Below are 25784 nucleotides of genomic sequence, written 5' to 3' on the forward strand. Positions count from 1 at the left end.
TCGCGCCATGCACAGACAGACGGAACGAGGCACAGATGACCGACCCGGTGACGCTGGACGGCGAGGGCACGATCGGCGAGTTCGACGAGAAGCGCGCCGAGAACGCCGTACGGGAGCTCCTCATCGCGGTCGGCGAGGACCCCGACCGCGAGGGCCTCCAGGAGACCCCGGCGCGGGTGGCGCGGGCGTACAAGGAGATATTCGCCGGTCTGTGGCAGCAGCCCGAGGACGTCCTGACCACCACGTTCGACATCGGCCATGACGAAATGGTGCTGGTCAGGGACATTGAGGTGTACTCGACATGTGAGCACCATCTCGTACCGTTCCGGGGCGTGGCCCACGTGGGCTACATCCCGTCGACCACGGGAAAGATCACGGGTCTGTCGAAGCTGGCCCGGCTCGTCGACGTCTACGCCCGCCGCCCGCAGGTGCAGGAACGGCTCACGACCCAGGTGGCCGACTCCCTGATGGAGATCCTGGAACCGCGCGGCGTGATCGTGGTCTTCGAGTGCGAGCACATGTGCATGTCGATGCGCGGCATCCGCAAGCCGGGCGCCAAGACCATCACTTCGGCGGTCCGCGGTCAGCTGCGCGACCCCGCGACCCGCGCCGAGGCGATGAGCCTGATCATGGCGCGTTGACGCCCCTTGCCGGCCTCAGGCCCGGGCTCGGCCCGGGCCTTCGCCGTTTGTTGCGTTGTCCTCGTCCTCCGGGAGCTTGCAGACGTGTTCCAGGAAGAGGGCGGCGGCGATGACGCCGATGGCGGCCAGGACGGCGAAGGCGGCGTAGATGGCCTGGTCGCGGCGGGCCGGGATGTCGAGGGAGCCGAGGAGGAAGACGCCCGTGCCGCCGTACATGCCGGCTACCAGGGCGGCGACCAGGGCGCTGGCCTGGCCGAAGACGACGGCTCGGGCGGCCATGAGGGGTTCGACGCCCTTGGCGCCGGGCCGGCGCTCGCGCTGGGCCTTGAGGCGGGCGCGGAGCGACAGGGCCGTGGCGGTGAGGACGACGGCGATGGAGGCCAGGACGATGGGCGCGGCCAGGGGCACGCTGGGCAGGGTGCCGACCGCGTCCCACAGCCGGGCGGCGCCCCAGGAGAGGATCCCGGCCGCGACGAACAGTCCGGCGAGCACCTTGAGCCGCAGTTGTTTCACCGGGTGTCCTTCGCGTGGTCCGAGCGGGGGTCTGCCCCGAGACTAACGATTACTCGGGCAGCCGGAGTTCCAGGTCGACACGGGGGACCACGCCCTCGCGGCCGAGGGCGGCGAGCAGGTCGGCGACCGGGCCGTGGCCGGGCAGCCGGGCTCCGGCGTCCACGTCGTGCCAGGGGGCGAGGACGAAGGCGCGCTCGTGGGCGCGGGGGTGCGGGAGGGTGAGGACGGGGTCGTCGGAGATGACGTCGGCGTACGTGATGATGTCGACGTCGATGGTGCGGGCGCCCCAGCGCTCCTCGCGGACGCGGTGGAAGGCCTCCTCGACGGCGTGTGCCCGCTCCAGGAGGGAGGAGGGGGGCAGGGTGGTCTTCACGAGGACGACGGCGTTGAAGTACGAGGGCTGGGAGCCGGGCTCGACGCCCCAGGGCTCGGTCTCGTAGACGGGGGAGACGGCCTTGACCCGGAGGCCGGGGGTGTCCTCGAGGGCGTCGACGGCGCCCTGGAGGGTCTCCAGGCGGTTGCCGAGGTTGGCGCCGAGGGCGAGGACGGCCCATTTGGGGTTGGAGAGGGTGACGTCGGCGGCGTCGACGGCGGCGGTCACCGCGGCCGGGACGGGCTGCACGGTCGGATCGCTGTGCTGGGGCTTCATGCGCGGCTCCGGGTGATGGTGACGGTCACGTCGTCGAAGGGGACGGTGATCGGCGCGTCCGGCTTGTGGACGACGACCTCGACCTCCTGGACGCCGGCGTGCTTGAGGCACTGCTGGGCGATGCGCTCGGCGAGCGTCTCGATGAGGTCGACCGGTTCGCCCTGGACGACGTCGACGACTTCTTCCGCGACGACTCCGTAGTGCACGGTCTTCGTCAGGTCGTCCCCGGCGGCCGCGGCGCGGGTGTCCAGGCCGAGGGTGAGGTCGACGATGAAGGTCTGGCCCTCCTCGCGTTCCTTGGGGAAGACGCCGTGGTGTCCTCGGGCCTTGAGGCCGCGCAGCGCGACACGATCCACGCGAATCACTCCTGCTGTCGTAGTTCGGGTGGCCACGCAGCCGGGTGCGGACGGCCGGGTGTCCAGCACCGAATCTACCTGCGGGCACCGACAGCCGGGTCGGCGGCTCGGGGCGGGGCGCTCAGTCGGCGGTGTCCTCGCCGTCGTTGTCGTCGGATTCGGGGATCACCGGGGAGCCGTGGTGGGACCACACCTTCCACCCCTCCGACGTGCGGCGGAACACGTTCGTGGCCACGACGAGCTGTCCGACGAGGGGGCCGAGGGAGGCGCCGTCCTCGGCGGGTCCGCCGCTGAGGATGTTCTCGGTGCACGTGACGACCGCCACGTCGCCGGCGAGGGAGATCTCGACGTCGGTGAGGAAGAACTGGATGTAGTCGGTGTTCGCCATGATCAGGGCGTACGAGCGGAGCACCTCGCCGCGGCCGGTGAGGACGGGCCAGCCGGGGTGGACGCAGGAGATCGGGGTGGCGCCGTCGTCGAGCCAGAGGTCGGTGATGCCGTCGAAGTCGCCTTGCTCCATCGCCTCGTAGAAGGCGGTGTTCGCGGCTTCGACGGCGGCTCTGTCGGCGTGGCGGGCGCGGGTCACGCGGCTCCTTCGACGGCTCTGGCGACGCGTACGGCGTCGGCGGTGGCCCGTACCTCGTGGACGCGGACGGCCCAGGCGCCTTCGTGGGCGGCGATGGCGGAGACGGCGGCGGTGGCGGCGTCGCGTTCGCGGGCGGGGGGCGGGGCGGCGCCTTCGTGGGCGAGGACGTGGCCGAGGAAGCGCTTGCGGGAGGCGGCCACGAGGAGGGGGCGGCCGAGTGCGCGCAGCTGGGGCAGGTGTGCCACGAGGGCGAGGTCGTGCGGGGCGAGTTTGGCGAAGCCGAGGCCGGGGTCGAGGACGATCCGCTCGGGGGCGATGCCGCCGTCGATGACGGCTTCCATGCGGGTGCGGAGTTCGGTGAGGACCTCGCCGAGGACGTCGTCGTAGACGGCGAGGCTGTTCATCTTGTCGCTGAAGCCGCGCCAGTGCATGACGACGAAGGGGACTTCGGCGGCGGCGACGGCGGGGATCATGGCGGGGTCGGCGAGACCGCCGCTGACGTCGTTGACGAGGACGGCGCCGGCCTGGACGGCGCGGGCGGCGACGGTGGCGCGCATGGTGTCGACGGAGACGGTGACGCCTTCGGCGGCGAGGCCCCGGACGACGGGGATGACGCGGCGGAGCTCTTCCTCCTCGTCGACGCGGCTGGCGCCGGGGCGGGTGGATTCGCCGCCGACGTCGACGAGGTCGGCGCCCTGGGCGACGAGGTGGAGGCCGTGTTTGACGGCGGCCGTGGTGTCGAACCAGCGGCCGCCGTCGGAGAAGGAGTCGGGGGTCACGTTGACCACGCCCATGACCGCGCAGCGGTCCCACTCCGGCAGGCCGAGCGCCGTGCCCCGGTCGATCGTCGTACTCATGCGTCCAGCGTAGGGCCCGGAGGCCGGGGTGGGCCCCCGGGTCTCTTCGGGGCCTCGGCCCTGGTCCCGCCCGCCGGGGCCCGCGCTGTCACGCCGCGCGGATCTCGTGCTCGGCCTGGGAGGGGACGATGTGCGCGCACGGGCGCGGGGTCGCGGCGTGCGAGCGGCGGGTGAAGGGGCGCGGCAGGGAGAGGTTGACGAAGCCTTCGGCCTGCATGGCGGCGAAGCCGATGCGGGGCAGGTCGCGGCTCTTGCGGTAGACGACGAAGCGGGGCTCCCACCGGGGCTGGAACTTGGCGTTGAACTTGTACAGCGACTCGATCTGGAACCAGCGGGAGAGGAAGACGAGCAGTCCGCGCCACAGCCGGAGCACGGGGCCGGCGCCGATCTTCTCGCCGCGGGCGAGGGCGGCGCGGAACATGGCGAAGTTGAGGGAGACCCGCTTGATGCCGATGCGGGGGGCGCTCTGGAGGGCGGCGACGATGAGGAGTTCGTTCATGCCGGGGTCGGCGCTGCGGTCGCGGCGCATGAGCTCGAGCGACATGCCGTCGGTGCCCCAGGGGACGAAGTGGATGATCGCCTTCAGGTCGCCGTAGGGGGACTCGTTTCCCTCGTCGTCCTCTTTGTGTGCGGTCGCTATGACCGCCTCCCCGTCGCCGGGGCCGCCGATGCGGCCCAGCGCCATGGAGAAGCCGCGCTCGGTGTCGGTGCCGCGCCAGTCCTCGGCGGCTTTGCGGACGCGGGCGAGTTCGCCGTCGCTGAGGTCGGCGACGCGGCGGACCTTGGTGGTGTAGCCGTTGCGTTCGATGCGCTTGACCATCTGGCGGACGTTGCGCATGGCACGTCCGGAGAGGGAGAAGTCGGCGACGTCGACGACGGCCTCGTCGCCGAGCTCGAGGGCGTCGAGGCCGGTCTCGCGGGTCCAGACCTGGCCGCCGGTCTCGGAGCAGCCCATGACGGCGGGGGTCCAGGAGTGGGCCTTGGCCTCGTCCATGAAGCGTTCGATGGCGCCGGGCCAGGCCTCGACGTCGCCGATGGGGTCGCCGCTGGCGAGCATGACGCCGGAGACGACGCGGTAGCAGACGGCGGCCTTGCCGCTGGGGGAGAAGACGACGCCCTTGTCGCGGCGGAGCGCGAAGTGGCCGAGGGAGTCGCGGGCGCCGTGCTTGTCGAGCAGGGCGCGCAGCCGGGTCTCGTCGTCCTCGGTGAGCCGGGCGGCGGGGTGCTCGGGCCGGAAGGCCAGGTAGATGGTGGTGAGGGCGGTCAGCATGCCGAGGGCGCCGAGGGAGTAGCCGACGGTCCAGTCGACGTTGCCGGTGTAGGCGACGGGGCCCTCGATGCCGAACAGGCCGTAGAGGACGTGTTCGAGGCGGTCGGTGAGGCTGGGGCTGCCGACGACGCGGCGCGGGTGGGCGCTGACGATGACGAGGCCGAGGGCGATGGATCCGGCGCCCAGGACGACGAAGTTGGCGAGCGCGCGCCAGCGGCTGCGCGGGTCGGGCAGGGCCGCGAATTCGCTCCGGTGGCGTACCAGCAGGCCGAGCAGGAGGAGTGAGAGCACTGCGCCGAGTACGGAGTGGCGCCAGACGAACTGGGCGACCGCGCCGAGCGGCAGCAGGACGACGGCGGCTCGCCAGGCACGGCGCTTGTGGCGCTTGAGGCCGTGGGCGAGGAGGAGCAGCAGGATGCCGACGCTGAGCGAGAGGGCGGCGGAGAGCGGCCCGAGGGTGCCGGGCAGTATCTCGGCGATCGCGTGCATGCGGCTGGTGCGGAACCGCGGGAAGACACCCGCGGCGACGTCGATCAGGCCGATCAGTGTGCAGGCCGTTCCGACGAGTGCGGGGACCCGCTCGGGGCGGGGTCCGCGCAGAATCCGGCGTACGTGATCCGGAACCGATCCGGATTTGTCCCCATCTACCGTGACAGACATCGCTTCCCGTGCTTCCCGTGGTTCCGCGAGAGATCGTTGATCCGGTACGGCGCTCGGCGCTGGGCGGGGCCGTACCGGGGGTTTGCGCCTTCTAGGACGGAGCAGCGATGCGGCGGGTTCACTGCCCGTCAGGGAAATCTCAGGGAAATATCAGGAAGAAAGCTCGGACGTCTCATGGGTCTCACCAGCAACAAAGTCCTCGCCGTGGCGGTTGCGCTGGCCGTGGTGCTCTTCGTCGCCACGATCTGGCTGTGGCCGCGGCTCGCGCGCGGCGGCTGGAGGTCCGTTCTGGGGCGGGTCGGGCTGCTGCTCGCCACCCAGTTGGCCCTGTTCGCGTCGGTGGGTCTGGCCGCCAACAACTCCTTCCTCTTCTACGGCTCCTGGGCGGACCTGTTCGGCCAGGAGCAGGACATGGGCGTGGTCGTCGACCATTCGGCCGGTTCCAGGGACGTGAAGGTGGTCGGCACGCAGGCGCTCGACGTGCCGGGCGCCGGGCGTCCGTCGGTCGGCGGGCAGATACAGAAGGTCGTCATAGCGGGCGAGAAGTCGAAGATCGACTCGCCGGCCTACGTCTATCTGCCGCCGGAGTACTTCCAGGCCCGGTACGCGAAGTCGACCTTCCCCGCCTCGGTGGTGCTGACCGGTTACCCGGGCACGGCGGAGAACCTGCTGAAGGGTCTGAAGTACCCGAAGACGGCCTTCCAGCAGGCCAAGGACAAGAAGATGCAGCCGATGATCCTGGTGATGCTGCGGCCGACCGTGGCGCCGCCCCGGGACACCGAGTGCGTGAACGTCCCGGGCGGCCCGCAGACGGAGACCTTCTTCGCGGAGGACCTGCCGAAGGCGATCTCGGAGACGTACCGGGTCGGCACGAAGCCGCGGAACTGGGGCTTCATGGGGAACTCGACCGGTGGCTACTGCGCGCTGAAGATCGCGCTGCACCACCCGGACCGCTTCTCGGCGGGCGCCGGCTTCTCGGCGTACTACCAGGCGGCGGACGACGTGACGACCGGTGACCTCTTCCAGGGCGACAAGGCCGAGAAGAAGCGGGCCGACCTGCTGTGGAGCCTGGACCACGTACGGCAGGGGAAGTCGTCGTTCCTGGTGACGACCTCCCGGAAGGGCGAGGGGAACCTCACCGGTACGCGCGCCTTCATCAAGAAGGTGAAGGCGCCCGCCCGGGTCTCCTCGATCACGCTGGAGAGCGGAGGGCACAACTTCAACACCTGGAACCGGGAGATCCCGCCGGGTCTGGTCTGGATGAGCAGCCGGCTCAGCGCGAGCTGATCTCCGCCGGGCCGTCTGCCGGGCCCTCCGGCGCGGTCTCTGCCGGGGCCTGCGCCGGGCCCTTCGCCGTGCGGTCCGCCGTGCCCTCGGTCGTGCTCCTGCGCAGGGCCCGGTGGACGCCGGCCGTGGTGAGCGCGCCGAGGGTGCGGGCCGGGTCGTCGGGGGCGTGGACGGCGATCCGTCCGGTGTCGTCCTGGAGGAGGGCGGCGAGGGCGTCCTTGAGGGAGGCGCCGAGGGGGAGCCGGGCCTTCGCGAGGCCGTCCGCCGGTGCGGCCGGCTCGAGGTCGGTCTCGGTGACGGGGGTGACGGCGAGCCGCTTGAGGCCGCGGTCCGCGCCGACGAAGTCGGCGACGTACGGGGTGGCGGGGGCGCCGAGCACGGTGGCGGGGGTGTCGAACTGCTCGATGCGGCCCTGCCCGTAGACGGCGATGCGGTCGCCCAGCCGGACGGCCTCGTCCAGGTCGTGCGTGACGAGCAGCACCGTCTTGCGGACGGTGGCCTGGAGGTTCAGGAACTCCGTCTGGAGCCGTTCGCGGACCACGGGGTCGACGGCGCCGAAGGGCTCGTCCATGAGCAGGACCGGCGGGTCGGCGGCGAGCGCGCGGGCCACGCCGACGCGCTGGCGCTGGCCGCCGGAGAGCTGCTCGGGGTAGCGGTGGCCGTAGACGGCGGGGTCGAGGCCGACCAGGTCGAGCAGTTCGGCGGCGCGCTCGCGGGCCCTGGCCTTCTTCCAGCCGAGCAGGGCGGGGACGGTGGCGGTGTTGTCGAGGACGGTGCGGTGCGGGAAGAGGCCGACCTGCTGGATGACGTAGCCGATGGTGCGGCGCAGCCGGACCGGGTCGACGGTGGAGACGTCCTCGCCGCCGAGCAGGACGCGGCCCCCGGTGGGTTCGACGAGCCGGTTCACCATCTTCATCGTGGTGGTCTTGCCGCAGCCCGACGGGCCGACGAGCGTGACGAGTTCCCCCTCCGCGACCTCGAAGGAGAGGTCGTCGACGGCGGTCGTGCCGTCTTCGTACCGCTTGGTCACCTGCTCGAACCGGATCATGGTTCCCCATTCTGAACCCTCGCGGCCCGCATTGTGTGAAGGAAGTATTTCCACATCGTGGCTCTCCTCGGTGATTGTCAGTGGCGGGGGTTAGGGTCGCCACACGGACATTCGGAGGCGCGTGGGAAGGGGGGGTGCGTATGTCCGCGGCGAACTGCCTGGTGACGAATGACTGGATCTGCGGGGAGTATCTGCGCACCCGTTCCCAGGAGCTGACCGACGCCACCGTCCAGCATGTGGGAATCACGGTCGTGTCGGTGCTCCTCGGGATCGCCGTCGCCTTTCCGCTCGCCCTCCTCGTACGGGCGCGACCGCGCCTGGCCGGTGCCGTGCTCGGGCTGACCACCCTGCTCTACACGGTCCCCTCGCTCGCGATGTTCTCGCTGCTCCTGCCCTTCCTCGGGCTTTCGTCGGCGCTGGTCGTGACGGGCCTGGTGTTGTATTCGCTGACGATCCTGGTGCGCGGCATCCTGGCCGGGCTCGCGGCGGTCCCCGCGGAGACCCGGGAGGCGGCGAGGGGGATGGGGTACGGGTCGGGGCGGCTGCTGTGGGAGGTCGAACTCCCGCTCGCGCTGCCCGCGTTGATGGCCGGCATACGGATGGCGACGGTCTCCACGATCGCGCTCACCACGGTCGGCTCCATCGTCGGCCGCGGCGGCCTCGGCAACCTGATCGAGGACGCGCTGCCCACCTTCTTCAAGGCCCAGGTGCTCACCGCCGCCGTGCTGTGCGTCGCGCTCGCGGTCCTCGCCGACCTGCTGCTCCTCGGCCTGCAGCGGCTCCTCACGCCCTGGACCCGCGTACGCGCGGTGCGGGCGGGAGGTGCCTGAGATGTCGGTCCTCGCGGACGCCTGGTCCTGGCTGACCACCGGCGCCAACTGGTCGGGCGAGAGCGGCGTCTGGCACCGGCTCGCCGAGCACCTGTACGTGAGCGGGGCCGCCCTGCTGCTGGCCTGCGCGCTCGCGCTGCCGCTCGGCCTGTGGCTCGGGCACCTGGGCCGGGGCGGGGCGGTGGCCGTCAACGTCTCCAACGTGGGGCGGGCGATCCCCGTCTTCGCGGTCCTGGCCCTGTTCATGGTGTCGCCGCTGCGCAACGCCGGTGATGTGCCGACCGTGATCGCGCTCGTGCTCTTCGCGATACCGCCGCTGCTCACCCACGCGTACGTGGGTGTGCGGGAGGTGGACCGCGCGGTGGTGGAGGCCGCCAGGGGGATGGGCATGTCGGGCGGCCAGCTCTTCCGCGGGGTCGAACTGCCGCTGGCCCGGCCGATGCTGATGGCCGGTCTGCGTTCCGCCGCCGTCCAGGTGGTGGCCACCGCGACCATCGCCGCCATGGTCGGCCAGGGCGGCCTCGGCCGCATCATCACGGCCGGATTCAACACGTACAACACGCCACAGGTGGTGGCCGGCGCCCTGCTCGTGGCCCTGCTCGCGCTCCTGGTGGAGGCGCTGCTCGTGGCGGCGGACCGGCTCATCGGCCGCGGGGTGCCGCGGTGACGGACGACGAAATCGGGAATAGGTGATCTTGTGAGCAGGACCTCGCGCATCGCGGGTGCGTTCATCGGCATGGCGGCGCTGACGGTCTCGCTGGCCGCCTGCGGCGGAGACAGCCTGGAGAAGTCGCAGAACGGCGGCGGCGCCTCCGAGGGCGGCGGCGGGAGCAAGGGCTCGCTGGTCGTCGGCGCGGCCGCGTTCACCGAGTCGAAGGTCCTCGCCGAGCTCTACGCCCAGGTGCTCGACGACGCCGGGTACGCCGCGAGCGTCACCACGGTGAAGAATCGCGAGCTGTACGAGCCCTCCCTGGAGAAGGGCGAGATCGACGTCGTACCGGAATACGCGGCGACGATCGCGGAATTCCTCAACGCGAAGACGAACGGGCCGAAGGCGCCCGAGGAGAAGCCGGTCGCCTCCGGTGACGCGGCCGCCACCACCGAGGCGCTGAAGAAGCTCGCCGAGCCGCGCGGACTGAAGGTGCTCGCCGTCGGCGCGGCCGTCGACCAGAACGCCTTCGCGGTGAGCAGGGAATTCGCCGACAAGAACAAGCTGAGGACGCTTTCCGATCTCGGTGCCGCCAAGCTGAAGGTGAAGATCGCGGCCGGTGACGAATGCGAGATCCGCCCGTTCTGCGCGCCGGGCCTGAAGAAGACCTACGGGATCGACGTCGCCGGCATCGACCCCAAGGGAGTCGGCACCCCGCAGGCCAAGCAGGCCGTCAAGGACGGTGTGGACCAGCTGGTCCTGACCACCACGACGGACGCGACCGTCGAGTCGTACGGCCTGGTCTTCCTCGAGGACGACAAGAAGCTGCAGAACGCGGACAACGTGCTGCCCGTCGTCAATGCGAAGGACGCCGGATCTCCGGAGATAGCCGCCGCTCTCGACAAGATCACCAAGGTCCTCACGACGGCGGATCTCGCCGAACTGAACCGCAAGGTGGACGCGGAGCGGGCGAAGCCGGAGGACGTCGCGAAGGCCTATCTGGAGTCGAAGGGGCTGCTCAAGAAGTAGACGCCGGGTAAGGGGGGTCGGCCGGGCCCGTCCCGGCAATGGGCCTAGCCCGGCCGACTACGGCGAGAACTCGCCAAGAGATTGCCGGGCCGACCCCCCATTCGCCGCCTACGCACGGTAAATTTCAGGCCATGCCACGTGGACGCCACCGCCATTCCCCACCCCTGCACAAGCTCCTGCCGCCCTCGGCGGTCGCCGGGGCGTCGGTCGTCTGTGCCGCGGGCGCCTGGCTGCTCGGTGACCTTCTGGTGCTCCGGCTGCTCGTCGCGGCCGCCGCCGCCTCCGCGGTCACCGGTGCCGTCCTCATGCGCAGTTGGGACCGGAGCGCCGGCCGGCAGGTCGCCGAGCTGAACCGGGCCCGCGCCGCGGACCAGTGGAAGACCGAGGAGCGGGTCGCCGAGCTGGAGTCCGACCTGGAGGAGTCGCGCGAGCTGCGCGGCCGCCTCGACGCCAAGCTGCGCGCCAAGCGGGTCGAACTCGCCGGGCTCCGCAGCGAGCACGCCGACCTGCTGCGCCGTTACGCGACCGCCGAGACCGAGCGGGCCAGCGCGCTCGAGGGACGCCGCGTGCTCGCCCTGGAGGCGGCGACGGAGACGAAGGCACTGCCGCCCGCCGGCTCCACCCCGACGCCGGAGACGTACCGCAAGGCGGCGGAGGCACTGCGGAACCTGGCGACGAGGGCGGACGAGCAGACCGGTCCCGAGGCGCAGACGCACGACAAGACCAAGGCCGAGGCCGAGGAGAAGGCGGACCCCGAGCCGGAGCCCGAGCCGGCGGCGTCCGCCGAGCAGTCGGCGGCCGTCGAGCAGGCGGACGACCAGCACACCAAGGCCCCCGCCATGCGGCACGTGCCCGCCGCGGCGGCGATCGTCCCGTATGCCGCCCGTCGCCCGGCCCCCCGCCCCGGGGGCGGTTTCGACTACTTCGGTACGCAGAGCACGCAGAAGGCGGCGGCCGCGATCGAGGCCGTGCAGAACGCGGACCTGGCCGACGTCGTGGGCGAGGAGGTCCTCGCGGCCGCCGCGAAGCCGGTCCTGGAGCAGCGGGCGATCGGCCAGGTCATCGACCTGACGGCGCACGACGAGACCGAGCAGATCGACGTGGCCGTGCTGCGCGGCGCCGTCAGCTCGTGACGTACCGCCTCACCGACCTCGCGGCGGGCGAGCTGGCCGGGCGCCGCGAGGAGCTGATCGCGCTGTGCGCCCAGGCGTTCTGCGGCGCGCCCTGGCACGAGCCGCCGGCCGGCGCGCTGCGGACGGTGGACCGGCTGCTGACGCGGGCCGCCGAGAAGCCGGACTTCCGCTGTGTCGGCGCGCTCGACGCCGACGACGCCCTGGACGGCTTCGCGGCCGGCTGGACCGGCACGTTCCTGTCCGGCGAGGGCCAGGCCCCCGCCTTCGAACTCGCGGAGCTCGTCGTCGCCCCGGACCGCCAGGGCCTCGGCATCGGCCGCGCCCTCCACGACGCGCTGCTCACGCGGGAGCCGTACCGGCCGGCGCTGCTGATGACCCTCGACGTACCCGAACTGACCGGCCGCTACGAGCGCTGGGGCTGGACGGCGGCGGACCGCAGGCGCCCGGAAGGGGAGCAGCACGACTTCGTGGTCATGCGCCACGCCTGACGGGCCGCCTGCCGCGCCTGACGGCGGCGGCCTGCCCCACCTGACGGGCCGCCTGCCGCGCCTGACCCGGCTCCTCGCCGAGCCCCGCCGGCCTACTTGTCGATGTCACCCACGACGAAGAACAGCGACCCCAGGATCGCCACCATGTCGGCGACGAGCGTCCCCGGCAGCAGTACCGCCAGCGCCTGGATGTTGTTGTACGAGGCCGAGCGCAGCTTGAGCCGGTACGGGGTCTTCTCGCCCTTGGAGACCAGGTAGTAGCCGTTGATGCCCAGCGGGTTCTCGGTCCAGGCGTACGTGTGTCCCTCGGGCGCCTTGAGGACCTTCGGCAGCCGCTGGTTGATCGGCCCCTGCGGCAGCTCCTCGATCCGGTCCAGACAGGCGTCTGCGAGCTCCAGGGAGTTGTGGGTCTGGTCCAGCAGGCACTCGAAGCGGGCCAGACAGTCGCCCTCGGTGCGGGTGACCACCCGCAGGGTGTCCTGGAGCTCCCCGTACGCGAGGTACGGCTCGTCCCGGCGCAGGTCGAAGTCGACGCCGGAGGCGCGGGCGACGGGCCCCGACACGCCGTACCCGTGCACGGCCTCCTGCGAGAGCACCCCGACGCCGCGGGTCCGCCCCCGGAAGATCTCGTTGCCGAGCACCAGCCGGTCGTACACGTCCATCCGCGACCGCACGTCCGCGACGGCCTGCCGCGCCCGCCCCAGCCAGCCGGCCGGCAGATCCTCCTTGAGCCCGCCGACCCGGTTGAACATGTAGTGCATCCGGCCGCCGGAGACCTCCTCCATGACGGCCTGGAGCTCCTCGCGCTCGCGGAAGGCGTGGAAGACCGGGGTGATGCCGCCCAGTTCGAGGGGGTACGAGCCGAGGAACATCAGGTGGTTGAGCACCCGGTTCAGCTCGGCGAGCAGCGTCCGCGTCCACACGGCCCGCTCGGGCACCTCCATGCCGAGCATCCGCTCGACGGCCATGACGACGCCGAGCTCGTTGGAGAACGCGGACAGCCAGTCGTGCCGGTTGGCCAGCATGATGATCTGCCGGTAGTCCCGCGCCTCGAACAGCTTCTCGGCCCCCCGGTGCATGTACCCGACCACCGGCTCGGCCTCCCGCACGACCTCCCCGTCGAGCACGAGCCGCAACCGGAGCACACCGTGCGTGGAGGGATGCTGCGGCCCGATGTTCAACACCATGTCGGTGCTCTCCGCCGCGCCACCGATGCCGACCGTCGTCTCCGTCATGCCGGACAGTATCCCGCGCCGCGACCCGCTCTGGCGTTCCCGGTCCTAGCCCACCGTCGGGCCCACCGTCGGCGTGACCCGCTGGACCAGCCACAGGAAGTCGCCGAGACCGCCCGGTGCCGTCAGCTCGGTGGCCTCGCCGGCCGTGGCAAGGGCGCGGATGTAGGCGGTCGGGTCGCTGGAGGCCAGCGAGAGGGGTGGGCGGGTGCCGGTGACGCCGAGGCGGTGGAGGGCTTCGCGCTGGGTGAGGATCTCGGAGCCTTCCCCGGGGGTGGCCGTCGCCGCGCACGGGGCAGGTCGGGAGGCCGCGGTCGCCCCGTACGCCGCCGCGCACGCGTCCATCGCCACGTGGGCGGTCAGGTCGCAGGTGCCGTCCGGGACCGGTGCGGTCTCGCGGCCGTGGCGGAAGGCGGTGAGGGTGCCGAAGGGCGGGCGGGCGGGGGACAGGTGCGCGTAGTCGACGGCCACCGCCGTGCCCGCCGTCAGTGCGCCGGCCGCCGCCGCCCATGCCTCGTCCCGCGGGCGGCCGATCTCCGCGCGGTCGCCGGGCTCGCGCAGTGGCCACCACCGCTCCAGCCACTGCGCGTCCGGCCCGTCGACCGGCCCGCCGAGCCGTTCCGTGCCGTCCGACCGCACTTCGACGAAGCGGACCGCGCCCGCCGCGTCGACCTGGGCCACGTCCGCCGGCACGTTGTCCAGCCACTCGTTGGCGAAGAGCAGCCCCCGCTCGCCGTCCGGGACCCGGTCCGTCCAGACGATCCGCTGGTCCAGGCCGGGCGGCCGGGGGGCGCGTTCGACGCCGTACGGTCGTACCCGAAGGCCCGGGTCCACCGCCGCCAGGACGCCCGTCAACAGCTCACCCCGCCCCGCCCCCACGTCCACGAACGCGAGCTCCTCCGTGTCCAGCTCCTGCGCCACGCGGGCGAGCAGCCGCGCCACCGCCCCCGCGAAGAGCGGCGAGGCGTGCACCGAGGTGCGGAAGTGGCCTGCCGGGCCCTCGGGGCGCAGGAAGAAGCCCCCGGGGCCGTACAGCGCCCGCTCCGTGGCGTCACGCCACCTCAGCCACCCGTCGAACCCCTGCCGCTGACACGTCTCATCCGTCACGCGCCCCAGTCTCCACCTTGGGGAGTACGGGCCTCACGGCAAGGATCGACCCCACGGTTGACCCCTGCACCTATCCGCTTTCCCTACGCTGGGTTACGTGCAGCGCCTCTATGACTTCCTCCGCAGACACCCGACGGGCGTCGACACCTTCTGGGCCGTCGTCCTGTTCGGGTTCTCCCTGCTGTGGGTGAGCTCCGACCCGACGGGGGGAAGCCCCCTCGGGCACGTCCTCGTCGCGGCGCTGTTCTCCCTGGTCATCGCCCTGCGTCGGCGCATGCCCCAGAAGATGCTGCTCCTCGCGGTCGGGCTCGGCCTCGCCCAGCTCGCCTTCGGGCTCGTCCCGTTCATGGCCGACTTCGCCATGCTCGTGATCATCTACACCGTCGCCGCGCACGACGGACCCCGCTGGGCCTCCCGCCTCGCCCTCGTCGGCGGGCTGAGCGCCGCCTCGCTCTCGCAGCTGCGCTGGCCGCAGGTGGACGTGTCCTCCCCGGCCCGGGTCTTCTTCACCGTCATCATGACCGTGCCCTTCGCACTCGCCTGGGTCCTCGGCGACTCCCTGCGCACCCGCCGCGCCTACTTCGCCCAGCTGGAGGAGCGCGCCTCCCGCCTGGAGAAGGAGCGCGAGGCACAGGCCAAGGTCGCCGTCGCCGCCGAGCGGGCCCGGATCGCCCGCGAGCTGCACGACGTCGTCGCCCACAACGTGTCCGTGATGGTCGTGCAGGCCGACGGCGCCGCGTACGTCATGGACTCCTCGCCCGACACCGCCAAGCAGGCCCTGGAGACCATCTCCAGCACCGGCCGCCAGGCCCTCGCCGAGATGCGCCGCCTGCTCGGCATCCTGCGCACCGGCGAGCACCAGGAGGCCGGGGAGTACGTCCCCCAGCCCGACGTCGAGCAGATCGAGGACCTGGTCGAGCAGGTCCGCGGCGCCGGGCTCGCCGTCGACTTCAAGATCGAAGGCACCCCGCGCCCGCTGCCCAGCGGCGTCGAGCTCACCGCGTACCGCATCGTCCAGGAAGCCCTCACCAACACCCGCAAGCACGGCGGCCCCGACGTGGGCGCCAGCGTCCGCCTGGTCTACTTCGACGACGGGCTCGGCCTGCTCGTCGAGGACGACGGGCGGGGCGCGCCGCAGGAGATGTACGAGGACGGCGGCGCCGACGGCCGTGGCCACGGCATGATCGGCATGCGTGAGCGGGTCGGCATGGTCGGCGGCACCCTGGACGCCGGCCCGCGCCCAGGCGGCGGCTTCCGCATCAGCGCCCTGCTCCCCCTCAAGCCCGCTCACTAGAAGAGGACCCCCTTGAACATGTCCATCCGCGTGATGCTCGTCGACGACCAGGTGCTGCTGCGCACCGGCTTCCGCATGGTGCTCGCCGCCCAGCCGGACATGGAGGTCGTGGCCGAGGCGGGTGACGGCGTGGAGGCCCTGGAGGTGCTGCGGGGCACGGCGGTGGACGTCGTCCTGATGGACGTGCGCATGCCCAAGCTGGACGGGGTGGAGGCGACCCGCCGGATCTGCTCCCGGCCGGACGCGCCGAAGGTGCTGATCCTGACCACCTTCGACCTCGACGAGTACGCGTTCTCGGGGCTCAAGGCGGGCGCGAGCGGCTTCATGCTGAAGGACGTGCCGCCGGCCGAGCTGCTCGGCGCGATCCGCTCGGTGCACAGCGGCGACGCCGTCGTCGCCCCGTCCACGACCCGCCGCCTCCTGGACCGCTTCTCGCCGATGCTGCCGTCCTCCGGCGGCGAGCCCCGGCACAAGGAACTGGACCGGCTCACCGACCGGGAGCGCGAGGTCATGCTGCTCGTGGCACAGGGCCTGTCGAACGGCGAGATCGCGGCCCGGCTGGTGCTCTCGGAGGCGACGGTGAAGACGCACGTGGGCCGCATCCTGACCAAGCTGGGCCTGCGCGACCGCGTCCAGGTCGTCGTCCTCGCGTACGAGACGGGCCTGGTACGGGCCGGCGGCGGCCAGGTCTGACCGGCCCGCCGGGGCGGGGCGGCGCCCGCCGGACGCGCCCTACCGCAGCACCGACTCCAGGAAGTCGCTCCCCAGCCGGGCGACCACCGAGAAGTCCAGCTGGTGCAGCACGTAGCGGCCCCGGCGCTGGGTGGTGAGCAGCCCCGCCTTCTTCAGGACCGAGAGGTGCCGGGAGACCTCGGGCGCGCTGATGCCGTACGCGTCGGCCAGCTCGCTCGTCGAGTACGGGCCGCGCGCCAGGTTGCGGCACAGGCGCATCCGCATCGGGTGGGCGATGGCCTCCAGCCGCAGCTTGACGGTCTCGACCGGCTCGGCGCCGCCGACGTCACGGGCGGCCGCCGGGTACTGGATCACCGGCTGCCAGCCGGGTGCGGACAGGGCGAAGAGGTGCGGCCAGCCGAAGGCGGTGGGCACGAGCGTCACGGCCGACCCCTGGGCCTCGGTCCGCCCGTGCACCAGCTTGTCGACGACGATCCTGGAGCCGAACGGCCCCTCCTCCAGGCTCAGCGCCGGGGACGCGGCCGACAGCGCCTCGGCGAGGCCCTTGCGGCGCAGCAGCTCGGTCTTGTGGCGGGCGTCGGCGGCGAGCTGGACGCGCACACGGCGCCAGGTGTCGGCGAAGAACGCCTCGTCGAAGTCCTCCAGGAGCCGCCGGATCCAGGCACGGGTGGCCGTGGGCTCCGCCAGCATCCGCTCCACGAACGCGGCCTGGCGCGGCCCGCGCGCGGCCGCCAGGTCGAGGGCGCGGCGCCGGCTCTCCTCGTCGACCAGCGGGGAGGGGATCCCCTCGGAGTAACGGCTGCTGCAGGAGATCTCCAGGGCCGCGCCGACGAACCGTTCGTCGTCCATGCGGTCGACGTCGTCCAGCTCCTCGGCGAGCGTCTCGCGCGGCTGGGCGGGCAGCAGGAAGTCGGAGCGGGTGGACCGCCACATGAAGTCGGCCTCGTGCAGCCGGTCCGCGAGCTCGGGTTTCATGGCGGCGGCGGTCGCGGTCGTCCACGCGTGCAGCCGGGCGTGGTGGGCGGGCTCGGCCAGCGCGTGCAGGGCGTTGCCGAGCTCGGCCAGCGGCGAGGGGCAGAAGGTGATCCGCTCGTGCGGCAGTCCGGTGATGTCGATGGTCACGCTCACCCCCCTATGGTGCGGGGCGGGCCGGGGGAGGTGTCGCGCCATTTGACGAGGGCGGTCAATCGACGCGCGGGGTGCCGGCCGGGAGGCGCACGGTGATCTCCATGAACGCACTCCACCAGTACCTCTTCGACGCCTACCGGGCCGCCCTGCACGACGAGCCGGCACCCCCGGTCCCCGGCACCCACGACCTCGCCGCACTGCGCGCGGCCCGCGACCACCGCCGCTTCGAAGCGGTCCTGGCCGGCCGCCCGGCCACCCACCGCGTCCGGACGGCCCTGCACCGCTGGCTGCACCCGGGGGCCTGCTGACCTCCGTCCGCCCCCGGGGCCTGCGAACCGCCGCCCGGGAGGCGCAGGCCGGCACGGATCAGGAGACGCGGGCACCCCCTAGGCGACGCGGGCCAGGAAGCCCCGCACCGCCTCCTTGACCTCTTCGGCCGACCACTCGAGTCCGGGCCCCGTCACGGTCACCTCGGTGGCCGCCACACCGGGCGTCCCGCCCGCGGGTCCGGGGAACCAGCGCCGGAACAGCACGGTCCCGGTCTCCTCCGCCAGGGCGAGCGACGCCGCGGTCAGGGTTTCGGGGGCGTACGGCAGCCAGACCTGGAACTGATGGGTGTGCGGCACCTCCGGGTGCACCCGGAACCAGCCGGCGCCCGCCTCCGCGAAGCCCTCCCGCAGCGCCTGCGCCACCACCCGCGCGTGCGCCACGTACGAGGGCAGCCGCGGCAGCTCGGTGTCCAGGCCCCGCAGCGCCGAGAGCGCCGCCGGGTACTGCTGGAAGAGCTGTCCGCCGTACCGGTGGCGCCAGACCCGCGCCTCCTCGACCAGGTCCTCGGGGCCGGCGACGGCGGCGCCGGACATGCCGCCGAGCGACTTGTAGAACGACACGTAGACGCTGTCCGCGAGCTGCGCGACCTCGCGCGGCGCCCGGCCGAAGTGGGTGCCCGTCTCCCACAGCCGCGCCCCGTCGAAGTGGACGACGGCGTCCCGCTCCCGGGCCGCGTCCACCACGTCGACGAGCTCGTCCCAGTCCGGCAGCACGAATCCGGCGTCCCGCAGCGGAAGCTCCAGCATCAGCGTCCCGAACCGCTCGGGGTGACCGCGCACCTCGTCCGCGGTCGGCAGCCGGGACTCGTCCGTGGGGTGCACGGTCCGCAGCCCGCTCACCGCGCCGAGCGCCCCGCCCTCGTGCACCTCGGGGTGCGCGAGCGGGTGCAGGGCGACGACGGGGCTGCCGGTGCGGCCCGCCCAGCAGCGCAGCACGACCTGCTGCGCCATGGTGCCGGTCGGGAAGAAGACCGCGGCGGGGAAGCCCAGCTCGCGGGCGACCCGGCGCTCGAGCTCCTCCACGAGTCCGTCGCCGTACGTGTCGAGCGGGTCCTCGCTGTACGGGGATGCCGCCGCCCAGCCGGCGAGCTCGTGCAGCCGCGTGCCGACGGTTCCGTCGGCGGAGGTGTCCCACAGCCTGCGCGGTGCTTCCCGCCATGCCCGGGCCCGGCGGCGGGCCGCTTCCTCGTCATTCTGATGCTCCATAGGCAGATCATCACACCGCCGCCCACACCCTGTGGACAGCCACGAGTCAGCGCGAAACGCTGGCGTAGCATGACCAGAAATCGTCCGGTACCCGCCGAGGACTGGAACGGAAGGCCGACCCGATCGTGAACGCACCACCTGAACGCCCGGCAGATGTCCGCCACCAGGCGGACCGGGCCGAGGACCGCCCCGCCCGGCTGAGCGTCGGGGTCGTCGGCGCGGGCCGCGTGGGCCCCGCCCTCGCCGCCGCCCTCCAGCTCGCCGGACACCGTCCGGTGGCCGTCTCGGCGGTCTCCGACGCGTCCCGCCGCAGGGCCGCCGTGCTGCTGCCCGACGTCCCCGTCGTCGAGCCCGCCCGGGTGCTCGCCCTCGCGGACCTGGTGCTGCTCACCGTCCCCGACGACGCCCTGCCCGGCCTCGTCGAGGGCCTCGCCGAGACCGGCGCCGTCCGGCCCGGGCAGCTGCTCGTGCACACCTCCGGGCGGTACGGGGTTCGGGTCCTCGACCCGGCCCGGCGCGCCGGTGCGCTGCCGCTCGCGCTGCACCCCGCCATGACCTTCACCGGCACGTCCGTGGACGTCCAGCGCCTGGCCGGCTGCTCCTTCGGCGTGACGGCCCCCGACGAGCTGCGGCTGGCAGCGGAGGCCCTGGTCATCGAGATGGGCGGCGAGCCCGAGTGGATCGCCGAGGAGAACCGGCCGCTCTACCACGCGGCCCTCGCCCTCGGCGCGAACCACCTGGTCACGCTGGTCGCCCAGGCCATGGAGCTGCTCCGCACGGCCGGGGTCGCCGCTCCCGACCGGATGCTGGGCCCACTGCTCGGCGCCGCGCTCGACAACGCGCTGCGCTCCGGCGACGCTGCCCTCACCGGACCCGTCGCCCGCGGGGACGCCGGCACCGTCGCCGCGCACGTCGCCGAGCTGCACAAGCACGCGCCCGGCACCGTCGCCGGCTATCTGGCGATGGCCCGCGCGACCGCCGACCGGGCGCTCGCGCACGGCCTGCTCAAGCCCGAGCTCGCCGAGGACCTGCTGGGTGTGCTCGCCGAGGGGGACGACCACCGATGACCTTCGCACCGGTCCGCACGGCCGCCGAGCTCCGCGCGATCACGCGCGATCCCGCGGCGGCCCGCGACGCGGCGGCCCGCGCCGCCGAGGAGCACGGCCCCGGCGGCGGCACTCCCGGGGCGCACCCTCCCGAAGCCCGCCGCGCCGTCGTCATGACCATGGGCGCCCTGCACGAAGGCCACGCCACCCTGGTGCGCGCCGCGCGCGACCGGGTCGGCCCGGACGGCACCGTCGTGGTCACCGTCTTCGTCAACCCGCTCCAGTTCGGCGCGGGCGAGGACCTCGACCGCTATCCCCGCACCCTGGACGCCGACCTGGCGATCGCCGAGGCGGCCGGCGCCGACGTGGTGTTCGCCCCCACGGTCGACGAGGTCTACCCGGGCGGGGAGCCGCAGGTGCGGATCACCGCGGGCCCCATGGGCGAGCGCCTCGAAGGCGCCTCCCGGCCGGGCCACTTCGACGGCATGCTCACCGTCGTCGCGAAGCTCCTCCACCTCACCGGCCCCGACCTGGCCTTCTTCGGCCAGAAGGACGCCCAGCAGCTGGCCCTGATCCGCCGCATGGTCCGCGACCTGAACTTCCCGGTCGAGATCGTCGGCGTGCCGACCGTCCGCGAGACCGACGGCCTCGCCCTGTCCAGCCGTAACCGCTACCTGTCGGCCGAGCAGCGCCACACCGCCCTGGCGCTGTCCCGCGCGCTGTTCGCCGCCCGGGACCGGCTCGCCGCCCAGGAGGCGCTGCGCGCCCGCGCCACCGCGCTGCCCGGCGCCCAGGGCCGGGCCGAGACCCGCGCCGAGGCGCTGTCCCGGCTCGGCGAGGCCCGCGCCGCCGCCGACGCGCACGCGGTCGCGCAGGTGGTCGAGGGCGTGGGCGCCGAGGCCGTACGGGCCGCCGCCCGTGCCGTACTCGACGACGCGGCGAAAGCGCAGCCGCCGCTCACCCTGGACTATCTGGCCCTGGTCGATCCGGCCGACTTCACGGAGGTCGACGACGACCACGACGGAGAGGCGATCCTCGCCGTCGCCGCGCGCGTGGGGAGCACGCGGCTCATCGACAATCTCCCCCTGACCTTCGGAGTCACGAAGTGACCGGAATACGGCTGCAAGCGCCCGCCCCGGGCTGGTCCATCGACGCCGACGTCGTCGTGGTCGGCTCCGGCGTCGCGGGCCTGACGGCGGCCCTGCGCTGTACGGCCGCCGGACTGCGTACGGTCGTCGTCACCAAGGCCCTGCTGGACGACGGCTCCACCCGCTGGGCCCAGGGCGGCATCGCGGCCGCGCTCGGCGAGGGTGACACCCCCGAGCAGCACCTGGACGACACCCTCGTGGCAGGCGCGGGGCTGTGCGACGAGCAGGCCGTGCGCGCCCTGGTCACCGAGGGCCCGGACGCCGTCCGCCGGCTGATCGCGACCGGCGCCGACTTCGACCGCACCGACGGCGGCGAGATCGCCCTGACCCGCGAGGGCGGTCACCACCGCCGCCGGATCGCGCACGCGGGCGGCGACGCCACCGGTGCCGAGATCTCCCGGGCGCTGGTCGAGGCGATACGCGACCGTGGCGTGCGCACGATCGAACACGCCCTCGTCCTCGACCTGCTCAAGGACGCCGAGGGCCGCACGGCAGGCGTGACCCTGCACGTGATGGGCGAGGGCCAGCACGACGGCGTAGGCGCCGTCCACGCCCCCGCCGTCGTCCTCGCCACCGGCGGCATGGGCCAGGTCTTCTCGGCCACCACCAACCCGCCCGTCTCCACCGGCGACGGCGTGGCGCTCGCGCTGCGTGCCGGGGCGGAGGTCTCCGACCTGGAGTTCGTCCAGTTCCACCCGACGGTGCTCTTCCTGGGCGCCGGCTCCGAGGGCCAGCAGCCGCTGGTCTCCGAGGCGGTACGGGGCGAGGGCGCCCATCTCGTGGACGCCGACGGGGTCCGCTTCATGCTCGGGCAGCACGAGCTGGCCGAGCTGGCGCCGCGGGACATCGTCGCCAAGGCGATCACGCGCCGGATGCAGGAACTGGGCGCCGAGCACATGTACCTGGACGCCCGGCACTTCGGCGCCGAGATGTGGGAGCACCGCTTCCCGACGATCCTGGCCGCCTGCCGGTCGCACGGAATCGACCCGGTCACCGAGCCGATCCCGGTCGCCCCGGCCGCCCACTACGCCTCCGGCGGCGTCCGCACCGACCTGCGCGGCCGCACCACCGTGCCGGGCCTGTACGCGTGCGGCGAGGTCGCCTGCACGGGCGTGCACGGCGCGAACCGGCTCGCCTCGAACTCCCTCCTGGAGGGCCTGGTCTTCGCCGAGCGGATCGCCGACGACATCACGGCCCACGGAACGCACCGCGAGGGCCTGCCGGCCGTCGCGGGCGAGCCCACCGTCCTCACGCTGCTCGTCCCCGAGACCCGCCGGGAGATCCAGCGGATCATGACCGGCGGCGCGGGCGTGCTCCGCTCGGCCGAGAGCCTGGCCCAGGCGGCCGACGCCCTCGAACGGCTGCGGCTCGACGCCGAGGACGAGCGCAAGGCCGCCGAGCCCGGCGTCGACTCCTGGGAGACCACCAACCTCCTGTGCGTCGCCCGCGTCCTGGTGGCCGCCGCCCGCGAGCGCGCGGAGACCCGCGGCTGCCACTGGCGCGAGGACCGGCCCGACCGGGACGACGAGAACTGGCGCCGCCACCTGGTCGTCCGGCTGACGCCCGACCGCCGATTGGCGGTCCACCGCACCGGCACCGCAGACTTTCCGCCCGTAACCCCCGACGCAACCAGGGAGCCGTAGTCGTGAGCACGCCCGAGGAAGCACGTCCGAAGCCCGTGGACGTCCCCCTGATCCACATCAACGCCCCTGCCGAGACCGGCGGCGGCTGCGGCGACGGCTGCGGCTGCGCGGGCGGCGAGGACGAGTTCGAGTGCGGGCTCGACCCGGCGCTCGCCCAGCTCCTCGCGGACGCCGGGCTCGACCCGGTCCAGGTCGAGGACATCGCGCACCTCGCCATCGCCGAGGACCTCGACGGCGGCGTGGACGTGACGACCGTGGCGACCGTCCCCGAGGACGCCGTCGCGACCGGTGACTTCACCGCCCGCGAGGCCGGTGTCGTGGCCGGCCTGCGGGTCGCCGAGGCGGTGCTGTCCATCGTGTGCACCGACGAGTTCGAGGTCGAGCGGCACGTCGAGGACGGCGACCGGGTCCAGGCCGGCGACAAGCTGCTCAGCGTCACCGCCCGCACCCGCGACCTGCTCACCGGCGAGCGCAGCGCCCTGAACATCCTGTGCCGCCTCTCCGGCATCGCCACCGCCACCCGAGCCTGGGCCGACGCCCTGGCGGGCACCCAGGCGCGGGTCCGCGACACCCGCAAGACGACGCCGGGCCTGCGGGCCCTGGAGAAGTACGCGGTGCGCTGCGGCGGCGGCGTCAACCACCGCATGTCGCTGTCGGACGCGGCCCTGGTGAAGGACAACCACGTGGTGGCCGCCGGCGGTGTCGCCGAGGCGTTCAAGGCCGTGCGGGAGCTCTTCCCGGAGGTGCCGATCGAGGTCGAGGTCGACACGATGCACCAGGTCCGCGAGGTCCTGGACGCGGGCGCCGACCTGATCCTGCTCGACAACTTCACCCCGCTCGAGACCGAGGAGGCCGTCGCGCTAGTCGCCGGTCGCGCCGTCCTCGAGTCCTCCGGCCGGCTCACCCTGGAGAACGCGGCGGCGTACGCGGCCACCGGCGTGGACTACCTGGCGGTGGGCGGCCTGACCCACTCCTCCCCGATCCTCGACATCGGTCTCGACCTGCGCGAGGCGGCCGTCTGATGCTGCTCACGATCGACGTCGGCAACACCCAGACGGTCCTCGGCCTCTTCGACGGCGACGAGATCGTGGAGCACTGGCGCATCTCCACGGACCCGCGCCGTACCGCCGACGAGTGGGCGGTCCTGCTGCAGGGCCTCATGGGCATGCATCCGCTGCTCGGCGTCGAGCTGAGCGACGGCATCGGGGGCATCGCGATCTGCGCGACGGTGCCCTCGGTGCTGCACGAGCTGCGCGAGGTGACGCGCCGCTATTACGGGGACGTTCCGGCGGTCCTGGTGGAGCCGGGCGTCAAGACAGGCGTCCCGGTCCTCACGGACAACCCCAAGGAGGTCGGCGCCGACCGCATCATCAACGCGGTGGCGGCGGTCGAGCTGTACGGGGGCCCGGCGATCGTCGTCGACTTCGGCACGGCGACGACGTACGACGCGATCACCGCGCGTGGCGAGTACGCGGGCGGCGCGATCGCCCCGGGCATCGAGATCTCGGTCGAGGCGCTGGGCGTCAAGGGCGCCATGCTCCGCAAGATCGAGCTCGCCCGCCCGCGCAGTGTGATCGGCAAGAACACCGTCGAGGCGATGCAGTCGGGCATCGTCTTCGGGTACGCGGGTCAGGTCGACGGCGTGGTCGCGCGGATGAAGCGCGAGCTGGTCGGCCCGAACGGCGACCCGTCGGACGTGACGGTGATCGCCACAGGCGGCCTGGCGCCGATGGTGCTCGCCGACTCCAAGGAGATAGGCGCCCACGAGCCCTGGCTGACCCTGATCGGCCTGCGGATGGTCTACGAGCGCAACGTCTCGCGGATGTGATCTCCCGGCGGGGCGACCAGCCCGGCCGACCAGCCGGGCCGACCAGCCGGGCCCGACCAGCCGGGCCGACCAGCCCGGCCGACCAGCCGGGCCCGACCCGCCGGGAAGATCGAAAGGCGAGAGATTTGTCCGATTAGCGCGTATCGTCGGTCCATGCCCACGCCCTACGGACCCCGCGGCGGCATGGCGTTCAGCGCGGACGAGCTGCGTGTGCTCCGACGCGCCCTCGCCATCGCCCTCAACCCCGCCCCCCTTCAGGACGACGACGTCCAGGACTGCCTGAGCCTGGCCGAATCCGTGGACGAGACGGTGGCCGAGGCCGGGCGGCTGCGCGCCTTCCTCCTCGCCGACCTGGTCCGCTACCGCCAGGCCCTGCCCGGCTCCCTGACCGGCTATCTGGGCCTCCTCGAGGACGCCCTGGCCGCCGGTCACGACCCCGGGGCGGACGACCTCGCCGCCCTGCGGGCCCTGCGCGGCAACCCCCAGGCCGCCGCGCTGCTCGCCCGCTGCCAGGTGCTGGCGGAGCGGTCCGTCCGCGCCCGCCTCGCCAGAGTCGCCCAGGCGCAGGTCCGGGTCCCGGCCCCGGCGGCGGTCCCCGCCCCCGCCCGCCCGGCCGGCGCCCCGCGCGCCCGCCTGCTGGCCCTGCCCGGCGGCCGCGCCGCCGACGAGCGCCCCAAGCCGGGCACGCCCGGCACCCCGGGGAAGCCCGCCCCCAAGCCGCCCGCCCCCGGCGAACGGCCCGTACCGAAGCCGTCCGAGGTGTTCCCGCCGCGCCGGCGGCCCGTACCCCCGCCCCCACCCGAGGAACGTGCCGCCGGATAGCTACTCTGGTCGGCATGGACTACGTATCCGCGCTCCTGCCCCCCGTCGTGATGGCCGCGTTCTTCATCGCCCTCGTCGTCGTGATCGTCAAGAGCCAGGGCGGCCCGAACAAGGCCAAGGAGGACGCGGTCGTGGACGCCGTCCTCGCCCGCGCCGAGTCCGCCCGCCAGCAGGGCGGCAGCACCGCTCCGTAACGGACCCGCAAGCCCCTGGGGACGTACGACCGCCACCTGGCCGTACGTCCTTTTTGCTGCCTGGTGAGGTGTTTCCTCCGCAAATGGGCGCTTATTCCGTGATCCCGCACTATGGTGG

28 protein-coding genes are annotated in these 25784 nt (G+C 73.2%); 17 read left to right on the top strand and 11 right to left on the bottom strand.

Going from position 1 to position 25784, the window contains the following annotated elements:
* The first annotated feature begins 35 nt into the window (after window positions 1–35).
* Window positions 36–641 carry a GTP cyclohydrolase I FolE gene (folE, locus tag ACIGEZ_RS08485; protein ID WP_399827424.1) on the top strand — a complete coding sequence of 202 codons (606 nt, stop codon included), beginning with the start codon at window positions 36–38 and terminating at the stop codon, window positions 639–641.
* Between the two features lie 15 nt (window positions 642–656).
* Here the strand turns inward: folE and ACIGEZ_RS08490 are convergent, their stop codons facing one another.
* From ACIGEZ_RS08490 to ACIGEZ_RS08515, 6 genes are all read right to left on the bottom strand, one after another.
* A complete protein-coding gene (locus ACIGEZ_RS08490; protein WP_399827426.1) occupies window positions 657–1154 on the bottom strand; it encodes a DUF3180 domain-containing protein in 498 nt (165 codons plus the stop codon).
* A gap of 49 nt (window positions 1155–1203) precedes the next feature.
* Entirely contained in the window at window positions 1204–1803 is a 600-nt protein-coding gene (folK, locus tag ACIGEZ_RS08495) for a 2-amino-4-hydroxy-6-hydroxymethyldihydropteridine diphosphokinase (protein WP_399827428.1), read from the bottom strand.
* Window positions 1800–2159 carry a dihydroneopterin aldolase gene (folB, locus tag ACIGEZ_RS08500; protein WP_132917724.1) on the bottom strand — a complete coding sequence of 120 codons (360 nt, stop codon included), beginning with the start codon at window positions 2157–2159 and terminating at the stop codon, window positions 1800–1802. Before folB ends, folK begins: the two co-directional genes overlap by 4 nt.
* 121 nt (window positions 2160–2280) lie before the next feature.
* A complete protein-coding gene (locus tag ACIGEZ_RS08505) occupies window positions 2281–2679 on the bottom strand; it encodes a nuclear transport factor 2 family protein (protein ID WP_399827611.1) in 399 nt (132 codons plus the stop codon).
* A gap of 62 nt (window positions 2680–2741) precedes the next feature.
* On the bottom strand, window positions 2742–3602 hold the full coding sequence (gene folP / locus ACIGEZ_RS08510) for a dihydropteroate synthase (RefSeq protein ID WP_399827431.1): 861 nt from the start codon (window positions 3600–3602) through the stop codon (window positions 2742–2744).
* 88 nt (window positions 3603–3690) lie between these two features.
* Window positions 3691–5532, bottom strand: a complete 1842-nt coding sequence (locus ACIGEZ_RS08515) for a phosphatidylglycerol lysyltransferase domain-containing protein (protein WP_399827433.1) — start codon at window positions 5530–5532, stop codon at window positions 3691–3693.
* A gap of 174 nt (window positions 5533–5706) precedes the next feature.
* Here ACIGEZ_RS08515 and ACIGEZ_RS08520 point away from each other — a divergent pair, with 174 nt between their 5' ends.
* Window positions 5707–6819, top strand: a complete 1113-nt coding sequence (locus tag ACIGEZ_RS08520; protein ID WP_399827436.1) for an alpha/beta hydrolase — start codon at window positions 5707–5709, stop codon at window positions 6817–6819.
* Here ACIGEZ_RS08520 and ACIGEZ_RS08525 read toward each other — a convergent pair.
* The gene (locus tag ACIGEZ_RS08525; RefSeq protein WP_399827439.1) at window positions 6806–7867 is read right to left on the bottom strand and encodes an ABC transporter ATP-binding protein; all 1062 of its coding nucleotides are present in this window, start codon (window positions 7865–7867) and stop codon (window positions 6806–6808) included. The genes ACIGEZ_RS08520 and ACIGEZ_RS08525 overlap by 14 nt on opposite strands.
* Window positions 7868–8007: 140 nt before the next feature.
* On the opposite strand from ACIGEZ_RS08525, the gene ACIGEZ_RS08530 reads away from it, so the two are divergent.
* From ACIGEZ_RS08530 to ACIGEZ_RS08550, 5 genes are all read left to right on the top strand, one after another.
* Entirely contained in the window at window positions 8008–8697 is a 690-nt protein-coding gene (locus tag ACIGEZ_RS08530) for an ABC transporter permease (protein WP_399827441.1), read from the top strand.
* 1 nt (window position 8698) lies between these two features.
* Window positions 8699–9364, top strand: coding sequence for an ABC transporter permease (locus ACIGEZ_RS08535; RefSeq protein ID WP_399827443.1), 666 nt, complete (start codon window positions 8699–8701; stop codon window positions 9362–9364).
* 30 nt (window positions 9365–9394) lie between these two features.
* The gene (locus ACIGEZ_RS08540; protein ID WP_399827445.1) at window positions 9395–10375 is read left to right on the top strand and encodes an ABC transporter substrate-binding protein; all 981 of its coding nucleotides are present in this window, start codon (window positions 9395–9397) and stop codon (window positions 10373–10375) included.
* 131 nt (window positions 10376–10506) lie between these two features.
* A complete protein-coding gene (locus tag ACIGEZ_RS08545; protein WP_399827447.1) occupies window positions 10507–11508 on the top strand; it encodes a hypothetical protein in 1002 nt (333 codons plus the stop codon).
* Window positions 11505–11996, top strand: coding sequence for a GNAT family N-acetyltransferase (locus ACIGEZ_RS08550; RefSeq protein WP_399827449.1), 492 nt, complete (start codon window positions 11505–11507; stop codon window positions 11994–11996). Before ACIGEZ_RS08545 ends, ACIGEZ_RS08550 begins: the two co-directional genes overlap by 4 nt.
* Window positions 11997–12088: 92 nt before the next feature.
* Here ACIGEZ_RS08550 and ACIGEZ_RS08555 read toward each other — a convergent pair whose 3' ends face one another.
* On the bottom strand, window positions 12089–13231 hold the full coding sequence (locus ACIGEZ_RS08555) for an NADH-quinone oxidoreductase subunit D (protein WP_399827452.1): 1143 nt from the start codon (window positions 13229–13231) through the stop codon (window positions 12089–12091).
* Window positions 13232–13276: 45 nt separating this feature from the next.
* A complete protein-coding gene (locus ACIGEZ_RS08560) occupies window positions 13277–14335 on the bottom strand; it encodes an SAM-dependent methyltransferase (RefSeq protein ID WP_399827454.1) in 1059 nt (352 codons plus the stop codon).
* 97 nt (window positions 14336–14432) lie between these two features.
* Between ACIGEZ_RS08560 and ACIGEZ_RS08565 the strand changes: the two genes are divergently transcribed.
* Both ACIGEZ_RS08565 and ACIGEZ_RS08570 read left to right on the top strand, forming a co-directional pair.
* Complete coding sequence (locus tag ACIGEZ_RS08565) at window positions 14433–15629, top strand: sensor histidine kinase (RefSeq protein ID WP_399827457.1); 1197 nt, start codon at window positions 14433–14435, stop codon at window positions 15627–15629.
* Between the two features lie 18 nt (window positions 15630–15647).
* Window positions 15648–16322: a response regulator gene (locus ACIGEZ_RS08570; RefSeq protein ID WP_399827460.1), complete on the top strand. Its 675-nt coding sequence runs from the start codon at window positions 15648–15650 to the stop codon at window positions 16320–16322.
* A 39-nt stretch (window positions 16323–16361) separates the two neighbouring features.
* Here the strand turns inward: ACIGEZ_RS08570 and ACIGEZ_RS08575 are convergent, their stop codons facing one another.
* A complete protein-coding gene (locus tag ACIGEZ_RS08575; protein ID WP_399827463.1) occupies window positions 16362–17450 on the bottom strand; it encodes a DUF5937 family protein in 1089 nt (362 codons plus the stop codon).
* A gap of 101 nt (window positions 17451–17551) precedes the next feature.
* Between ACIGEZ_RS08575 and ACIGEZ_RS08580 the strand changes: the two genes are divergently transcribed.
* A complete protein-coding gene (locus tag ACIGEZ_RS08580) occupies window positions 17552–17758 on the top strand; it encodes a hypothetical protein (RefSeq protein WP_399827465.1) in 207 nt (68 codons plus the stop codon).
* Between the two features lie 78 nt (window positions 17759–17836).
* Here ACIGEZ_RS08580 and ACIGEZ_RS08585 read toward each other — a convergent pair whose 3' ends face one another.
* Complete coding sequence (locus ACIGEZ_RS08585) at window positions 17837–18985, bottom strand: threonine aldolase family protein (RefSeq protein WP_399827467.1); 1149 nt, start codon at window positions 18983–18985, stop codon at window positions 17837–17839.
* Between the two features lie 125 nt (window positions 18986–19110).
* Here ACIGEZ_RS08585 and ACIGEZ_RS08590 point away from each other — a divergent pair, with 125 nt between their 5' ends.
* From ACIGEZ_RS08590 to ACIGEZ_RS08620, 7 genes are all read left to right on the top strand, one after another.
* Window positions 19111–20052, top strand: a complete 942-nt coding sequence (locus tag ACIGEZ_RS08590) for a Rossmann-like and DUF2520 domain-containing protein (RefSeq protein WP_399827470.1) — start codon at window positions 19111–19113, stop codon at window positions 20050–20052.
* A complete protein-coding gene (gene panC, locus ACIGEZ_RS08595; protein ID WP_399827472.1) occupies window positions 20049–21140 on the top strand; it encodes a pantoate--beta-alanine ligase in 1092 nt (363 codons plus the stop codon). Before ACIGEZ_RS08590 ends, panC begins: the two co-directional genes overlap by 4 nt.
* On the top strand, window positions 21137–22822 hold the full coding sequence (locus tag ACIGEZ_RS08600; protein ID WP_399827474.1) for an L-aspartate oxidase: 1686 nt from the start codon (window positions 21137–21139) through the stop codon (window positions 22820–22822). Before panC ends, ACIGEZ_RS08600 begins: the two co-directional genes overlap by 4 nt.
* A gap of 2 nt (window positions 22823–22824) precedes the next feature.
* Complete coding sequence (gene nadC / locus ACIGEZ_RS08605) at window positions 22825–23844, top strand: carboxylating nicotinate-nucleotide diphosphorylase (protein WP_399827477.1); 1020 nt, start codon at window positions 22825–22827, stop codon at window positions 23842–23844.
* On the top strand, window positions 23844–24650 hold the full coding sequence (locus ACIGEZ_RS08610) for a type III pantothenate kinase (RefSeq protein WP_399827480.1): 807 nt from the start codon (window positions 23844–23846) through the stop codon (window positions 24648–24650). Before nadC ends, ACIGEZ_RS08610 begins: the two co-directional genes overlap by 1 nt.
* Before the next feature lie 183 nt (window positions 24651–24833).
* Window positions 24834–25472, top strand: a complete 639-nt coding sequence (locus tag ACIGEZ_RS08615; RefSeq protein ID WP_399827614.1) for a hypothetical protein — start codon at window positions 24834–24836, stop codon at window positions 25470–25472.
* Between the two features lie 14 nt (window positions 25473–25486).
* Window positions 25487–25666: a hypothetical protein gene (locus tag ACIGEZ_RS08620; RefSeq protein ID WP_399827482.1), complete on the top strand. Its 180-nt coding sequence runs from the start codon at window positions 25487–25489 to the stop codon at window positions 25664–25666.
* Window positions 25667–25784 lie beyond the last annotated feature (118 nt).

The organism is Streptomyces sp. NPDC085481 (assembly GCF_044541845.1).
Taxonomy (GTDB): Bacteria; Actinomycetota; Actinomycetes; order Streptomycetales; family Streptomycetaceae; genus Streptomyces.

Excerpts from the sequence above, each read along its gene's own strand:
- ACIGEZ_RS08515 (WP_399827433.1), bottom strand. The coding sequence starts at position 5,532 with ATGTCTGTCACGGTAGATGGGGACAAATCCGGATCGGTTCCGGATCAC.
- ACIGEZ_RS08505 (WP_399827611.1), bottom strand. The coding sequence starts at position 2,679 with ATGGAGCAAGGCGACTTCGACGGCATCACCGACCTCTGGCTCGACGAC.
- ACIGEZ_RS08545 (WP_399827447.1), top strand. The coding sequence starts at position 10,507 with ATGCCACGTGGACGCCACCGCCATTCCCCACCCCTGCACAAGCTCCTG.
- ACIGEZ_RS08520 (WP_399827436.1), top strand. The coding sequence starts at position 5,707 with ATGGGTCTCACCAGCAACAAAGTCCTCGCCGTGGCGGTTGCGCTGGCC.
- ACIGEZ_RS08620 (WP_399827482.1), top strand. The coding sequence starts at position 25,487 with ATGGACTACGTATCCGCGCTCCTGCCCCCCGTCGTGATGGCCGCGTTC.
- folK (WP_399827428.1), bottom strand. The coding sequence starts at position 1,803 with ATGAAGCCCCAGCACAGCGATCCGACCGTGCAGCCCGTCCCGGCCGCG.
- ACIGEZ_RS08535 (WP_399827443.1), top strand. The coding sequence starts at position 8,699 with ATGTCGGTCCTCGCGGACGCCTGGTCCTGGCTGACCACCGGCGCCAAC.
- folE (WP_399827424.1), top strand. The coding sequence starts at position 36 with ATGACCGACCCGGTGACGCTGGACGGCGAGGGCACGATCGGCGAGTTC.
- ACIGEZ_RS08525 (WP_399827439.1), bottom strand. The coding sequence starts at position 7,867 with ATGATCCGGTTCGAGCAGGTGACCAAGCGGTACGAAGACGGCACGACC.
- ACIGEZ_RS08580 (WP_399827465.1), top strand. The coding sequence starts at position 17,552 with ATGAACGCACTCCACCAGTACCTCTTCGACGCCTACCGGGCCGCCCTG.
- ACIGEZ_RS08530 (WP_399827441.1), top strand. The coding sequence starts at position 8,008 with ATGTCCGCGGCGAACTGCCTGGTGACGAATGACTGGATCTGCGGGGAG.
- ACIGEZ_RS08610 (WP_399827480.1), top strand. The coding sequence starts at position 23,844 with ATGCTGCTCACGATCGACGTCGGCAACACCCAGACGGTCCTCGGCCTC.
- ACIGEZ_RS08615 (WP_399827614.1), top strand. The coding sequence starts at position 24,834 with ATGGCGTTCAGCGCGGACGAGCTGCGTGTGCTCCGACGCGCCCTCGCC.
- folP (WP_399827431.1), bottom strand. The coding sequence starts at position 3,602 with ATGAGTACGACGATCGACCGGGGCACGGCGCTCGGCCTGCCGGAGTGG.
- ACIGEZ_RS08570 (WP_399827460.1), top strand. The coding sequence starts at position 15,648 with ATGTCCATCCGCGTGATGCTCGTCGACGACCAGGTGCTGCTGCGCACC.
- ACIGEZ_RS08555 (WP_399827452.1), bottom strand. The coding sequence starts at position 13,231 with ATGACGGAGACGACGGTCGGCATCGGTGGCGCGGCGGAGAGCACCGAC.
- ACIGEZ_RS08585 (WP_399827467.1), bottom strand. The coding sequence starts at position 18,985 with ATGGAGCATCAGAATGACGAGGAAGCGGCCCGCCGCCGGGCCCGGGCA.
- panC (WP_399827472.1), top strand. The coding sequence starts at position 20,049 with ATGACCTTCGCACCGGTCCGCACGGCCGCCGAGCTCCGCGCGATCACG.